Annotated in this window: 13 protein-coding genes; 11 read left to right on the forward strand and 2 right to left on the reverse strand. The window is 71.9% G+C overall.

What is annotated here, in order from left to right:
* The first annotated feature begins 694 nt into the window (after positions 1–694).
* On the forward strand, positions 695–1,576 hold the full coding sequence (locus ACIRVH_RS12445; RefSeq protein WP_403951431.1) for a hypothetical protein: 882 nt from the start codon (positions 695–697) through the stop codon (positions 1,574–1,576).
* Positions 1,573–2,760, forward strand: a complete 1,188-nt coding sequence (mycP, locus tag ACIRVH_RS12450) for a type VII secretion-associated serine protease mycosin (protein ID WP_403951434.1) — start codon at positions 1,573–1,575, stop codon at positions 2,758–2,760. The genes ACIRVH_RS12445 and mycP overlap by 4 nt, the downstream gene beginning before the upstream one ends.
* Here mycP and ACIRVH_RS12455 read toward each other — a convergent pair.
* A complete protein-coding gene (locus ACIRVH_RS12455) occupies positions 2,757–3,713 on the reverse strand; it encodes a serine hydrolase (RefSeq protein WP_403951437.1) in 957 nt (318 codons plus the stop codon). The two genes, mycP and ACIRVH_RS12455, sit on opposite strands and share 4 nt — an antisense overlap.
* 150 nt (positions 3,714–3,863) lie before the next feature.
* Here ACIRVH_RS12455 and ACIRVH_RS12460 point away from each other — a divergent pair, with 150 nt between their 5' ends.
* Entirely contained in the window at positions 3,864–4,595 is a 732-nt protein-coding gene (locus ACIRVH_RS12460; RefSeq protein WP_403951439.1) for an SseB family protein, read from the forward strand.
* 51 nt (positions 4,596–4,646) lie between these two features.
* Here the strand turns inward: ACIRVH_RS12460 and ACIRVH_RS12465 are convergent, their stop codons facing one another.
* Positions 4,647–5,003: a DUF1844 domain-containing protein gene (locus tag ACIRVH_RS12465; protein WP_145881329.1), complete on the reverse strand. Its 357-nt coding sequence runs from the start codon at positions 5,001–5,003 to the stop codon at positions 4,647–4,649.
* Between the two features lie 360 nt (positions 5,004–5,363).
* Between ACIRVH_RS12465 and infC the strand changes: the two genes are divergently transcribed.
* The 8 genes from infC to ACIRVH_RS12505 all read left to right on the forward strand — a co-directional run bounded on the left by infC (position 5,364) and on the right by ACIRVH_RS12505 (position 14,097).
* Complete coding sequence (infC, locus tag ACIRVH_RS12470; protein WP_356143832.1) at positions 5,364–6,056, forward strand: translation initiation factor IF-3; 693 nt, start codon at positions 5,364–5,366, stop codon at positions 6,054–6,056.
* Positions 6,057–6,166: 110 nt separating this feature from the next.
* Positions 6,167–6,361: a 50S ribosomal protein L35 gene (rpmI, locus tag ACIRVH_RS12475; RefSeq protein ID WP_003977225.1), complete on the forward strand. Its 195-nt coding sequence runs from the start codon at positions 6,167–6,169 to the stop codon at positions 6,359–6,361.
* 98 nt (positions 6,362–6,459) lie between these two features.
* A complete protein-coding gene (gene rplT, locus ACIRVH_RS12480; RefSeq protein WP_055492778.1) occupies positions 6,460–6,843 on the forward strand; it encodes a 50S ribosomal protein L20 in 384 nt (127 codons plus the stop codon).
* Positions 6,844–6,937: 94 nt separating this feature from the next.
* The gene (locus ACIRVH_RS12485; RefSeq protein WP_403951443.1) at positions 6,938–7,798 is read left to right on the forward strand and encodes a TrmH family RNA methyltransferase; all 861 of its coding nucleotides are present in this window, start codon (positions 6,938–6,940) and stop codon (positions 7,796–7,798) included.
* A 50-nt stretch (positions 7,799–7,848) separates the two neighbouring features.
* On the forward strand, positions 7,849–8,988 hold the full coding sequence (locus tag ACIRVH_RS12490; RefSeq protein ID WP_403951446.1) for an ATP-binding protein: 1,140 nt from the start codon (positions 7,849–7,851) through the stop codon (positions 8,986–8,988).
* 128 nt (positions 8,989–9,116) lie between these two features.
* Complete coding sequence (gene pheS / locus ACIRVH_RS12495; RefSeq protein WP_403951449.1) at positions 9,117–10,238, forward strand: phenylalanine--tRNA ligase subunit alpha; 1,122 nt, start codon at positions 9,117–9,119, stop codon at positions 10,236–10,238.
* Positions 10,238–12,751 carry a phenylalanine--tRNA ligase subunit beta gene (gene pheT / locus ACIRVH_RS12500; RefSeq protein WP_403951451.1) on the forward strand — a complete coding sequence of 838 codons (2,514 nt, stop codon included), beginning with the start codon at positions 10,238–10,240 and terminating at the stop codon, positions 12,749–12,751. Before pheS ends, pheT begins: the two co-directional genes overlap by 1 nt.
* A gap of 275 nt (positions 12,752–13,026) precedes the next feature.
* Complete coding sequence (locus ACIRVH_RS12505) at positions 13,027–14,097, forward strand: PP2C family protein-serine/threonine phosphatase (RefSeq protein WP_403951454.1); 1,071 nt, start codon at positions 13,027–13,029, stop codon at positions 14,095–14,097.
* Positions 14,098–14,167 lie beyond the last annotated feature (70 nt).

A 14,167-nucleotide genomic window follows, 5' to 3' on the forward strand; every position in this document is an offset into this window, starting at 1 on the left:
TCCCGGGGAGTCTGCTGCGGGCCGTGCGGGTTCCGGGGCTGCGCCGTCCGTCGGTCGTCCGGAGGGGTCTGCTTCGGGTGGTGCGGGTTCTGTGTCCGTGCCGTTCGCCGGTGGTCCGGGGGAGTTCGTTCCCGGCCGTGCGGGTTCCGCGGCCACGCCGACTGTCGGCCGTCCGGAGGAGTCCGCTGCCGGCCGTGCCGATTTTGCGGCGACGCCGTCCGCGGGCACGCCGCCCCGCCGTCCCGCAGCGCCCGCGGAGTCCTTCTCGGAGACGACGGCCCCGCTGCGGCCGATCCGGTCGGCGGCCGAGCCGCAGCGGCCTGGCCCCGCAGCCACGCCGTCCGCCGGTCGTCCGGGGGAGTCTGCTTCGGGTGGTGCGGGTTCTGTGTCCGTGCCGTTCGCCGGTGGTCCCGGGGAGTCTGCTGCGGGCCGTGCGGGTTCCGCGGCCACGCCGACTGTCGGCCGTCCGGAAGGGCCGGCTTCGGGCCGTGCGGGTTCTGCAGCCGCGCCGGCCGCCGGTCGACCCGGGGAGTCCGTTTCCGGCCGTGCGGGTTCCGCGGCCACCCCTGCCGCCGGCCGTCCCGCCTCCGCGCAGGCCCCTGTCGGCGCCGGCCCGACCTCCCCGCTGCCACCGCCCAGGCCCCCGGCGCGTGACCTCCGGAGTGCCTGGAGTCCGAACGATCCCGCGCACCCGGTGAGCCCTCCGTCGGCCTCGCCGGACCCGGCGCTCTCCTGGAGTGCCGGGGCCGCCGCTCGGCCCGTCGTGTCGTTCGGGGAGCCCGAGGGGTACGACGAGCGGATGCGGGCGTGGCCGCTGGGCGTGCGAGTAGGTCCCCGGACCGCCGCTGCCGCAGCCTGCCTGGTCCTCGGGCTCGGCCTCATCGGCGGCGCCGTGACCGGGAGTTGGCTCACCGGGGACGGTGGGGACGGCCCGGCCGGGAACGGGTTCGTCGCGGCCGCGACGCTGTGGCACAGCGTGCCCGTCGACCGGCTCTTCCCGCCCACCCTCCAGGGCACCGGTGCCGGCCCCGGCGGTGCCGACCGGACCTGGACGCGGATCGCCGTCGCCCCGGACACCAAGTGCGCCGACGCCTTCGACCCGCTGCTGCACAAGGCGCTCGCCCCCGTCGGCTGCCAGCGGCTCCTGCGCGCCACCTACACCGACGCCACCCAGACCTACGTCACCACCGTCGGCCTGCTCTTCACCAAGGGCGACTCCGCCGCCATGTCCTCGCTCGCCGCCCGCTTCCGCGACGAGCACCTGGACCGCCGCAGCGACCTGATGCCCCGGCCGTTCGCCGCCAAGGGCAGCGCCGCTGCCGGCTTCGGCGACAAGCAGCGCGCCAGCTGGACCCTCTCCGTCCTCACCGACGCCCCCGTCGTCGCCTACTCCGTCTCCGGCTGGGCCGACGGACGTACCGTCGACTCGCCCCAGCCCGCCGCGGACGCCCTCCGCTCCGGCGCCACCTCGGCACCCGCCCAGGCCGGTCTCGGCAACGAGGCCCAGGGCCTGGCCGACCGCGTCGAACGGCGGCTGCGTCAGACCGTCAGCTCGGCCACGGAGAAACCGTCATGAGGCGACCGACGCGCGGCCACCGCCGCGTGCGAGTGACCGGGTCGGCGGTGAGCCTCCTGCTCACCGGCGCGCTCGTCCTGCTGCCGTCCGCCGCGGCCCACGCCGACAGCATCCGCGCCCAGCAGTGGGGCCTGTCCGCCCTCCACCTCGACAAGGCCTGGCGTACCACCAAGGGCAAGGGCGTCACCGTCGCCGTCCTGGACACCGGGGTCGAGGCCGACCACCCGGACCTGGACGGCAACGTCCTGTCCACCAAGGACATGATCGGCTTCGGCTCCGGGCCGGGCGACCGCGCCTGGGCCCGGCACGGCACCGCCATGGCCGGCATCATCGCCGGGCACGGCCACGGGCCCGGCAACGCCGAGGGCGTCATGGGCGTCGCTCCCGAGGCGAAGATCCTGCCCGTGCGGGTCATCCTCGAGGACGGCGACCCGGCCCGCGCCAAGGCCCGCACCACCCGCGGCAACGCCCTCGCCGACGGCATCCGCTGGGCCGCCGACCACGGCGCCGACGTCATCAACCTCTCCCTGGGCGACGACTCCAACTCCGCCCACCCGGAGCCCAGCGAGGACGAGGCCGTGCAGTACGCCCTGAAGAAGGGCGTGGTCGTCGTGGCCTCCGCGGGCAACGGCGGCGACAAGGGCGACCACGTCTCCTACCCGGCCGCCTACCCGGGTGTCATCGCCGCCACCGCCGTGGACAAGTACGGCACGCGCGCCTCCTTCTCCACCCGCCGCTGGTACGCCGCGGTCAGCGCGCCCGGCGTGAACGTCGTGATCGCCGACCCCGACCACAAGTACTACGAAGGCTGGGGCACCTCGGCCGCCTCCGCCTTCGTCTCGGGCGCCGCGGCCCTGATCAAGGCGGCCCACCCGACTCTGACCCCGCCCCAGATCAAGAAGCTCCTCGAGGACACGGCCCGGGACGCCCCGGTGGGCGGCCGCGACGACTCCCGGGGCTTCGGCATGATCGACCCCGCGGCAGCCCTCGAGGCAGCGGCCGAGCTCAAGCCGAAGGGCCTGCACCCGGCGTCGTACGACAAGAAGTACTTCGGCTCCGGCCCGGACACCCCCAGGTCCGCCACGTCCACCTCCGACTGGGCGGGCCCCCTGGCAGGCAGCATCGGCGGAGTCCTGCTGGTGGCGGCCGTGGTCCTGTGGAGAAACCGCAGGACGACCTCCTAGGACGAGGCGAACGAGGACACCGTCGCCCTGGCGGCGGCCTCCACCAACGCGATCCCCTTCGCCTGACTCACCGTCCCCTTGGACAAGACGGCGACCAGGTAGTCGGAGCCGTCCACCGTCACCCGACCGATGCTGTTGACGTCCCACAGTCCGGTCGTACTGCGCGCCAGCCACCCGTTCTTCAAAGCCCACGAGGACCCCACGGCCGCAGCCGACACCCCCCACTGCTGGTCGGCCTCCACACCCTTCATCAGCCCCTGCACATAGGTCCGCGAGGCCGCGCTCAGCACCGACTCCTCCCCGAACACCTGCTGCAGCAACACCAGTTGATCGGACGCCGTGGTCTGGGTCAGCCCCCACAGCTCACCGTCACCACCCGAGGTCGCCGACAGACCGAACCGCTCGTTCGCCGCGTCCAGCCCGTCCGCCCCCCCGATCGTGTGCCACAGGGCCGTCGCGGAGGCGTTGTCACTGTTCTCGATCATCTTCGTGGCGTAGGCCTTCTCGGAAGCCGTCAGATGCCGCCCGGCCTCCTGCGCCTGCAGCAGCAGCGTCGCCAGGATGTCCACCTTGACGATGCTGGCCGTGTCGAAGGCGGCCTCGCCGTACCCGGCACTCTCCCCGGAGTCCAGTTCCAGCACCGCCGCCGACACCTCCGCGCCGGACGGCACGCTCACCGCGGTCATGGCCTTGGCCAGCAGCGCCTTCCGGTCGACGGCCGACGGCGACGACGCGGGTTCCACCGATGCCTCCTCGCCCGCCGTGACCGAGGAGGAGGCCGACGGCGACCCCGCCGACGATACGGCCCCGGCACCGGAGTGCGCCCGCGCCTTCACATAGACGGTGCCGCCCGCCGTGACCCCGCTGACGGCGACCACGGCGAGCGCGGTGAAGAGAAGAGGGCGGCGGGAGCGGCGGGCACGGCGACGGCGACTGGCTCTGGGGGACTCCATGCCGGCGATGCTCGGGGCGGGGACTGTGCGCTCCGTTAGACCGACGTTAGATCTGCGTCAGGGAATGCTGAGTTTCCTGTGAGGTCGGTGACGGCCCGGTTTCCGGCCCCGCACAAGCCCAGCAGCTTCCCCCCGATAGGGTCGGTGACCGTGGCGAACAAGAACATTCCCGACCCCGGCTTCTCCGACGACGACGGCTCCGCCGACCCCCGGCTGAGCGCCGCGCTCGCCGCCTGGGCCGAGGACCGCACCGCCGTCGGCCCCGTCCTGGAGGCGCTCGAGGGCGCCCGGCTGCTCGTGCCCGTGGTGGCCGTGCTCGGCGAGGTCGAGGAGGACGAGAACGGGCTGCGCCGCGAGAAGACCAGCGACATGGCCGTCCCCACGCTGAAGGCCGGCGACCGCACCGCCCTGCCCGCCTTCACCTCCACCGACTCCCTGGCCCGCTGGGACCCGGCGGCCCGCCCGGTCGCCGTACCCCTGCACCAGGCGCTGCAGGCCGCCGTGCACGAGAAGGCGGACACGGTCGTCCTGGACCTGGCCGGACCGGTGCCCTTCGAACTGACCGGCCCCGCACTGCTCGCCCTCGCCGAGGGCCGGACCAGCACCGACCCGCTCGCCGACCCGGCCGTCGTCGAGGCCGTCCGCGCCGCCGTGGCCGCCGAGCCCGCCGTCCTGCGCGCGCACCTCGGGTCCGGCCGGGCCGACGGCACCCTCGCCCTCGTCCTCGACCCGGCCGCCGCACCCGCCGAGGCCGCCCGCGCGGTCGCCGAGCGGCTGGCCGCCGACGAAACACTGCGGGCCCGCCTGGTGCGCGGCCTCGACCTGGCACTGCTGCCGGCCGGGACCACGCCTCCGGGCGAGCCCTTGTTCGTGCGGGGATGAGTCGTCGTACGGGGTGAGTCGGCGTAAGAAGATCTGTCAGCCGTGGCCGGTCTAGCCGTAGACCGGTCCGGTGTACTTCTCGCCCGGACCCTGGCCCGGCTCGTCCGGGACGATCGACGCCTCGCGGAACGCCAGCTGCAGCGACTTCAGGCCGTCCCGCAGCGGGGCCGCGTGGAAGGAGCTGATCTCGGTCGCGCTCGCGTCCAGCAGACCGGCGAGACCGGTGATCAGCTTGCGGGCCTCGTCCAGGTCCTTGTACTTGTCGCCCTCCTCGCTGAGCCCGAGCTTCACGGCGGCGGCGCTCATCAGGTTGACGGCGACCGTCACGATCACCTCGACGGCGGGGACCTCGGCGATGTCCCGGGTCATCGCGTCGAAGTCGGTGTTCTCAGGAGGGGTCTCACTCATGCCCCACACGATAGGCGAGGACGGGAGGGTGTCTTCATCAGCCCCACCCGGCCTCAATTAGCCCTTGTCAAGCGATCCTGCTAATCTGGTCAGCGACCGGCTGGACATGACTGTGCCCAGCCAACAAGTGGAGGCTCCGATCTCCCACCCGACCGTCCTGAGGGACGGCGGGTCATCCGGTCAGGCGGCCACCATCGTTCCGTACGGACGATGGAGCCGCCCGATGTGCGCCCCGCGGTCATCGCGGCGGTGCTCCGGTTGTTGTTGGAGCCCCGCCTGTGATCGTCCGGGGCATTTTTTGTGCTTCGGCGCGGTTAGGTCTAACGAAAAGAGACATACGCGGCTGTCCGCCAGACCGCCGTGTGGTGCTACCGAGGAGGATCCATCAGCGCCGAGCCCCGCATCAACGACCGGATTCGCGTTCCCGAGGTGCGACTTGTCGGTCCCAGTGGCGAGCAGGTGGGCATCGTCCCGCTGGCGAAGGCACTGGAGCTTGCGCAGGAGTACGACCTGGACCTGGTCGAGGTCGCGGCGAACGCCCGTCCGCCCGTCTGCAAGCTCATGGACTACGGGAAGTTCAAGTACGAGTCGGCCATGAAGGCCCGTGAGGCGCGCAAGAACCAGGCGCACACGGTCATCAAGGAGATGAAGCTCCGGCCGAAGATCGACCCGCACGACTATGACACCAAGAAGGGTCACGTCGTCCGGTTCCTCAAGCAGGGCGACAAGGTCAAGATCACGATCATGTTCCGTGGTCGCGAGCAGTCCCGGCCGGAGCTCGGCTACCGACTGCTGCAGCGGCTGGCGGAGGACGTCCAGGACCTCGGTTTCGTCGAGTCGAACCCGAAGCAGGACGGCCGCAACATGATCATGGTTCTCGGTCCGCACAAGAAGAAGACCGAGGCGATGGCCGAGGCGCGTCAGGCGCAGGAGGCTCGCAAGGCCGAGGCGAAGGCCAACCCGGGCCGTTCGCAGAACGCCGCGGACCTCGAGGACGCCGAGATCGCCGAGGCTCCGGCCGAGGCCCCTGCCGAGGCATCCGCCGAGGCGTGATCCCGGGGGGCGTGAGTCCCCAGGAAGTAATCGACACAAGAGCGACGCTCCACCGTGCCCGGTTTCACGACCGGGCATCGGAGCGCCACCGACGAGGAGATAACGGCGCTATGCCGAAGAACAAGTCGCACAGCGGTGCCAGCAAGCGCTTCAAGATCACCGGCTCCGGCAAGGTGCTCCGCGAGCGCGCCGGCAAGCGCCACCTGCTCGAGCACAAGTCGTCCCGCGTGACGCGTCGCCTCACCGGCAACGCCGAGATGGCCCCGGGCGACGCCGCGAAGATCAAGAAGCTTCTCGGCAAGTGACGTCGCGGCGCCGTCTGAGCGCCGTGCGTCTGGACCGGGACCCAATCGTTTCCGGGTCGTGTGAGTACCCCCACGACCCCGCTACAAGGAGTTAACAAGTGGCACGCGTCAAGCGGGCAGTCAACGCCCACAAGAAGCGCCGGGCGATCCTCGAGCAGGCCTCCGGCTACCGCGGTCAGCGTTCGCGCCTGTACCGCAAGGCCAAGGAGCAGGTCACCCACTCGCTGGTCTACAACTACAACGACCGCAAGAAGCGCAAGGGCGACTTCCGTCAGCTGTGGATCCAGCGCATCAACGCCGCTGCCCGCGCCAACGGCATCACGTACAACCGCTTCATCCAGGGTCTGAAGGCCGCGAACGTCGAGGTAGACCGCAAGATCCTCGCCGAGCTGGCCGTCAACGACGCGGGTGCCTTCGCCGCCCTCGTCGAGGTCGCCCAGAAGGCGCTGCCGGCGGACGTGAACGCCCCCAAGGCTGCGTGACGCCGCGTCGGCTCCGGGCCGGACGTGACTGAAGGGACCCGCAGGCTGCGGAAGCCTGCGGGTCCGCTTGTGTTTCGAAGCAGAGGTGACTTTCATGCCCCCCGTCAGCCCCGAGCTGATCTCCCCCCGGTCCGCCCGTGTGAGCGCCGCCCGGCGGCTCGCCAAGCGGAACTTCCGGGGTAAGGACCGGCTGTTCCTCGCCGAGGGGCCGCAGGCCGTGCGGGAGGCCGCCGGGCATCGGGCCGGCGGGCAGGCGACCCTCGTCGAGCTGTTCGCCACCGTGGAGGCCGCGGAGCGGTACGCCGACATCATCGGAGAGGCCCGCGGCGCCGGCGCCCGGGTGCACCTCGCCTCCGAAGAGGTCATCGCCGACATCTCCACCACCGTCACCCCACAGGGACTGGTCGGTGTCTGCCGGTTCCTGGACACCCCCTTCGAGGACGTCCTCGCCGCCCGGCCCAAGCTCGTCGCCGTGCTCGCGCACGTGCGCGACCCGGGCAACGCCGGCACCGTGCTGCGCTGCGCCGACGCCGCCGGCGCCGAGGCCGTCGTCCTCACCGACGCCTCCGTCGACCTGTACAACCCCAAGGCCGTACGCGCCTCCGTGGGCTCCCTGTTCCATCTGCCGGTCGCCGTCGGCGTACCCGTCGAGCACGCCGTGGCGGGGCTGAAGGACGCCGGTGTGCGGATCCTCGCCGCCGACGGAGCCGGTGACCGCGACCTGGACGAGGAACTGGACAAGGGCACGATGGGCGGACCCACCGCCTGGGTGTTCGGCAACGAGGCCTGGGGGCTCCCGGAGGAGACCCGCGACCTCGCCGACGCCGTCGTCCGCGTCCCCATCCACGGGAAGGCCGAGAGCCTGAACCTCGCCACGGCCGCCGCCGTATGTCTCTATGCGTCGGCCCGTGCACAGCGCGCCTCCGGAGGGTGCCGCTCCGTCACCGAGAGCTAGTAGGGTGGCCAGCTCGGGGCCCTGCGCCGGCTGAGAGGTGGGGTACGGGGATGAGTGTGGTCGGCACCAGCACTGCGCCGGACGGGCGGGACGTGCGCCGCACACCCGCGCCCCGGCACGGCGACGGGACCGACCTCGGCATCGACCCCGACCAGCTGCCCGACGGCCTGGTCGTCGCCGACGACCACGGCCGGGTGATCTGCTTCAACGCCGCCGCCGAGCGCATCACCGCCGTGCCTGCCGCCGACGCCCTCGGACAGCAGCTGGACAAGGCCCTGCCCCTGGAGGACCTGGAGGGCAGGCGCTGGTGGCAGCTCACCGACCCCTACGGCGGTCTCGCCATCCGGGTACGGCAGCCCGAGCGCAACCTGCTGCTGCCCGGCGGGCGGGAGGTGCTGGTCTCGGCCCGGTACGTGCGCGCCGAACCCCTCGGGGCCGTCCACCGCGTCGTCGTCTGCCTGCGGGACACCGAGGCCCGCCGCCGCACCGAGCGCAGCCACGCCGAGCTGATCGCCACCGTCGCCCACGAGCTGCGCTCCCCGTTGACCTCCGTGAAGGGCTTCACCGCCACGCTCCTCGCCAAGTGGGAACGCTTCACCGACGACCAGAAACGACTGATGCTGGAGACCGTCGACGCCGACGCCGACCGCGTCACCCGGCTCATCGCCGAGCTGCTGGACATCTCCCGCATCGACAGCGGGCGGCTGGAGGTCAGGCGCCAGCCCGTGGACATAGGCGCGGCCGTCGGCCGGCACATCCAGGCCTACGTCGCCGCCGGGCAGCCCGCCGACCGCTTCCTGCTGCGCATCGAGCAGCCGCTGCCCGCCCTGTGGGCCGACCCCGACAAGGTCGACCAGGTGCTCAGCAACCTGCTGGAAAATGCCGTGCGGCACGGCGAGGGAACCGTCACCATTGATGTGACGCCCTCGGCATCCCCGCGCGAAGGCGAGGAAACCGGCACGTCGGTCACGGTGAGCGACGAGGGGCCCGGCATCCCGGAGGAATCCATGAACCGCGTCTTCACCCGCTTCTGGCGGGGCAGCAAGCGCGGCGGCACCGGGCTGGGGCTGTACATCGTCAAGGGCATCGTCGAGGCCCACGGCGGCCTCATCACGGTCGGCCGCGCCACCGATGGCGGCGCCGAGTTCCGATTTACCTTGCCCGTGGCAGCCCCGGCGTATCTCGCCTAGCGGCCCACGGGCCATTCGTTCACCCCCACCCCGTTAGACTCGGCCTTTGGCACCTTTGTGTCCTTCACGCGGCCCTCGCGAGTCGGTGACGGGGACCATCCGCCAGCCAATCGGAAGCACGGGAAGAGATGTCCGCACCCAATAAGTCGTACGACCCTGTCGAGGTCGAGGCGTTGAAACCGGAAGAGATCGAGCGCATGCGGGACGAGGCGCTCGCCGCCTTCGCCGCCGCGGACTCCCTCGACGCGCTCCACGAGGCCAAGGTCGCTCACACCGGCCCCGCCTCCCCGCTGGCCCTCGCCAACCGCGAGATCGGCGCCCTGCCCCCGCACGCCAAGGCCGAGGCCGGCAAGCGCGTCGGCATGGCCCGCGGCGCCGTGAACAAGGCCCTCGCCGCCCGCCAGGGCGAGCTGGAGGCCGACCGCGACGCCCGCGTGCTGGTCGAGGAGGACGTGGATGTCACGCTCCCCTTCGACCGCGTCCCGGCCGGCGCCCGGCACCCCCTGACCACGCTCTCCGAGCGGATCGAGGACATCTTCGTGGCCATGGGCTACGAGGTCGCCGAGGGCCCGCAGGTCGAGGCGGAGTGGTTCAACTTCGACGCCCTGAACATCGGCCCGGACCACCCGGCCCGCGGCGAGGCCGACACCTTCTTCATCGAGGGCCCCGACGGCGGCTCCGAGTCCGGTGTCGTGCTGCGCACCCACACCTCGCCCGTCCAGATCCGTTCCCTGCTCGACCGCGAGCTGCCGGTCTACGTGATCTGCCCGGGCCGCGTGTACCGCACCGACGAGCTGGACGCCACCCACACGCCGGTCTTCCACCAGGTCGAGCTGCTCGCCGTCGACGAGGGCCTGACCATGGCCGACCTCAAGGGCACCCTGGACCACATGGTCCAGTCGCTGTTCGGCGAGGGCATGAAGACCCGGCTGCGGCCGAACTTCTTCCCGTTCACCGAGCCGAGCGCCGAGATGGACATGCTCTGCTACGTCTGCAAGGGCGAGTCCGTCGGCAACCCGGACCGGCCCTGCCGCACCTGCTCCAGCGAGGGCTGGATCGAGCTCGGCGGCTGCGGCATGGTCAACCCCAAGGTGCTGGCCGCCTGCGGCGTCGACCCGGAGAAGTACAGCGGCTTCGCCTTCGGGTTCGGCATCGAGCGGATGCTGATGTTCCGCCACAACGTCGAAGACATGCGAGACATGGTCGAGGGTGACGTCCGGTTCACCCGGCCGTTCGGGATGGAGATCTGATGCGGATCCCGCTTTCTTGGCTGCGGGAGTACGTCGACCTGCCGGCGACGGAGACCGGCCGTGACGTCCAGGCCAAGCTCATTTCGGCAGGTCTGGAGGTCGAGACCGTCGAGCAGCTCGGCGCCGACCTCAAGGGTCCGCTGGTCGTCGGTCAGGTGCTGACCATCGAGGAGCTGGAGGGCTTCAAGAAGCCGATCCGCTTCTGCACCGTCGACGTCGGCCAGGCCAACGGCACCGGCGAGCCGCAGGAGATCGTCTGCGGCGCCCGCAACTTCGCCGTCGGCGACAAGGTCGTCGTGGTCCTCCCCGGCGCCACGCTGCCGGGCGGCTTCTCGATCGCCGCGCGCAAGACGTACGGCAAGACGTCCCACGGCATGATCTGCTCCGGCGAAGAGCTGGGCATGGGCGACGACGGCAGCCACGGCATCATCGTGCTGCCGCCGGAGACCGAGGTCGGCAAGGACGCCGTCGAGCTGCTGGAACTGGTCGACGAGGTCCTCGACATCGCCGTCACCGCCAACCGCGGCGACTGCCTGTCCATCCGCGGCGTCGCCCGTGAGACCGCCATCGCCTACGGCCTGCCGCTGCGTGACCCGGCGCTGCTCGACGTCCCCGGCCCGAACGCGTTCGGCTACCCGGTGCAGGTCTCCGACCCGGCCGGCTGCGACCGCTTCACCGCCCGCACCGTCACCGGTCTGAGCCCCGAGGCGCGCTCCCCGATCTGGCTGCAGCGCCGGCTGCAGAAGGTCGGTATGCGCCCGATCTCGCTCGCCGTCGACGTCACGAACTACGTGATGATGGAGCTGGGCCAGCCGCTGCACGCCTACGACCGGAAGCTGGTCCAGGGCACGATCGGCGTGCGCCGGGCCGAGGAGGGCGAGAAGCTCGTCACCCTCGACGGCGTCGAGCGCAAGCTGCACGCCGAGGACCTCGTCATCATCGACGAGCGCGGCCCGATCGGCCTCGCCGGTGTCATGGGCGGCGCCAACACGGAGATCGCCGACCACGACGACCTCGAGAACGCCACGTCCGACGTGGTCATCGAGGCGGCCCACTTCGACGAGGTGGCGATCGCGCGGACGGCCCGTCGGCACAAGCTGCTGTCCGAGGCGTCCCGCCGCTTCGAGCGCGGCGTCGACCCGCAGGCCGCGGCCGCCGCCGCCCAGCGCACGGTGGACCTGCTGGTGCTGCTCGCGGGCGGGACCGCCGAGGCCGGCGTCACCGAGGTCGTCGCTCCCTCCGCTCCGCACACCATCACCGTCCCGGCCAACCACCCGGACAAGGTCGCGGGCGTCGACTACGGCCGTGAGACGGTCGTGCGCCGCCTCCAGGAGGTCGGTTGCGACGTCTACGGGCAGGACGAGCTGATCGTCACCGTCCCGTCCTGGCGGCCCGACCTCCTCGAGCCGAACGACCTGGCCGAAGAGGTCATCCGCCTGGAGGGCTACGAGGACCTGCCCTCCACGCTGCCCAAGCTCCCCTCGGGCCGTGGCCTGACCCACCGCCAGCGGCTGCACCGCCGGGTCGGCCGCGCGCTGGCCGGCGCGGGCTACGTCGAGGCGCCGAACTACCCGTTCGTCGGCGAGCAGGTCTTCGACCAGCTCGGCCTGGAGGCCGACGACCCGGCCCGCCGCGTCGTGAAGCTGGTCAACCCGCTCAACGACGAGGAGCCCGCGCTCCGTACGACCCTGCTGCCGGGCCTGCTGGGTGCCCTGCGGCGCAACGGCGGCCGGGGCTCGCACGACCTGGCGCTCTTCGAGACGGGTCTGGTCTTCCTGCCCCGCGAGGAGCGGCGCGTCGCCGGGCACCTGCCCGTGGACCGGCGTCCCACCATCGAGGAGATCGCGGAGCTGAACGCCGCGCTGCCCGACCAGCCGCGACACGTGGCCGTCGTCCTCACGGGCGCTCGCGAGCAGGCCGGCTGGTGGGGCGGTGGCCGTCCGGCCGGCTGGGCCGACGCGGTCGAGGCGGCACGCGCCGTCGCGCGTGAGGCCGGTGCGGAACTGGTCGTGCGCAAGGGGCAGTACGGTCCCTGGCATCCCGGCCGCTGCGCCGAGCTGGTCGTCGTCGCCGACGGCACGGAGCAGGTCGTGGGCCACGCGGGTGAGCTGCACCCGCGGGTCACCAAGGCGCTGAGCCTGCCCGAGCGCACCTGCGCGATGGAGCTGAACCTGGACGCGCTGGAGGCGGTGGGCGACGGTGCCCCGCAGGCGCCGTCCATCTCGTCCTTCCCGGTCGCCACGCAGGATGTCGCCCTCGTGGTCGACAAGCCGGTGCCGACCGCGGAGGTCGAGGCGGCGCTGCGTTCGGGTGCGGGTGAGCTGCTCGAGTCCATTCGGCTGTTCGATGTGTACGAGAACGCCGAGCAGCTGGGTGAGGGGAAGAAGTCCCTCGCCTATGCGCTGCGGTTCCGTGCGGGGGATCGGACGCTGACCGTGGACGAGGCGTCTGCTGCTCGGGACGCTGCTGTCGCCCTTGCCGGTGAGCGGACCGGAGCTGTGCTTCGGGGCTGATCGCCGTAAGAGGTTCCGGTGTCGGCCGGCCGCGGGTTGTCCGTGGCCGGCCGCGCCCACATTGCGGAGCCGCACAGGGAACACAGCCCCGCGCCCCTGGGTGATTGACCCCGCCGCTGGCTGCATAAATGCGGGTTGGCCTGCGGGTTCTCACTCGTTCGGGTGGGAATCGGGAGGGATCTGGTCCTTCCGGGCCGTGCATCTCGACAGAATCGGACCGGCCTTTCGGGGTCGGTCCGTCTGCTCTGTCAGGGCCCACATGGGGGACCAGAGGCATGATCCGCATCAAGGCACGGGCACCCACCACGCGGGGGGCCGTACTGCCCACGGTCTGGGGAGCCATGGCGGTCACGTACAAGTTCGGCTGCCCGCTCGCCCAGCAGCACGGGCTCGGCGCGCGCATCGTCACCAGCGCCGTGTTCTTCGCCGTCGGTACCGGACTGATATTCCATGTCCGCCATGCCCTGCTGCGCGAACTGAGGCAGGCGCGCCGGGTCGCCGGAGCCGCCCAGAGCGTGCTGCTACGGCCCCTGCCGCCCCGCCTCGACGGGCTGAACCTGGCGGCGGCCCAGCTGTCCGCCGACCGCGGCGCGGCCATCGGCGGTGATCTGTACGAGGCCGTCGCCACCGAGTACGGAGTCCGCGTGGTCATGGGCGACGTACGCGGTCATGGACTCGCCGCTCTCGGGACCGTCGCCGCCGTGCTCGGCAGCTTCCGTGAGGCCGCCCATGACGAGGCCGAACTCAGCCATGTGCTGCGGCGGTTGGAGCGGGCGCACGCCCGTCACCTGCGTGAGCGGTCCCGTGCCGACCACCCGGCGAACGGGCAGGACCCCGGCCCGCCGGTCGCCGAGGAGTTCGTCACCATCCTGCTCCTGGAGATCGCCCGGGACGGTGAGGTCCGCGCCCTCAACTGCGGTCACCCGTGGCCGTACCTGCTCAGCGGCACCCGGGTGGAGCCCCTCACGAGCGCCGAACCGCTCCCGCCCCTGGGCACGTTCCCGCTCCCGGCAGAGCTGGAGCCGCAACCGTGCGGGTACTTGCTTCCCGGAGAGTCGCTGGTGCTGTTCACCGACGGAGCGGAGGACGCCAGAGATGCCCACGGCCGCTTCTTCTCTCTCCGCACAGTGCTGGGCGAGGCCGTATGCGACCATCCGGTGACGCCGCAGACGGTTCTCCGTACGATCTTCACGGCCCTCATGGACCACACGGCCGGCAGACCCACGGACGACGTGGCGGTACTGGTCCTGCGGAACGACCGGGACAGAGCGAGGTCTCACCCCCCAGGGGCGCGGGGAACTGCGCGATCGGCCCCCACGCACCCGCAGCCGACAACACACCGCTAGCAGCCGAGCCGCACCGCCAGAGGCCAAGCCGCCGCTTTCTGAGGGGGAGCCGGCGGCTTGGCCAGCCTCT

This window comes from Streptomyces sp. NPDC101165, from assembly GCF_044768135.1.
Taxonomy (GTDB): Bacteria; Actinomycetota; Actinomycetes; order Streptomycetales; family Streptomycetaceae; genus Streptomyces.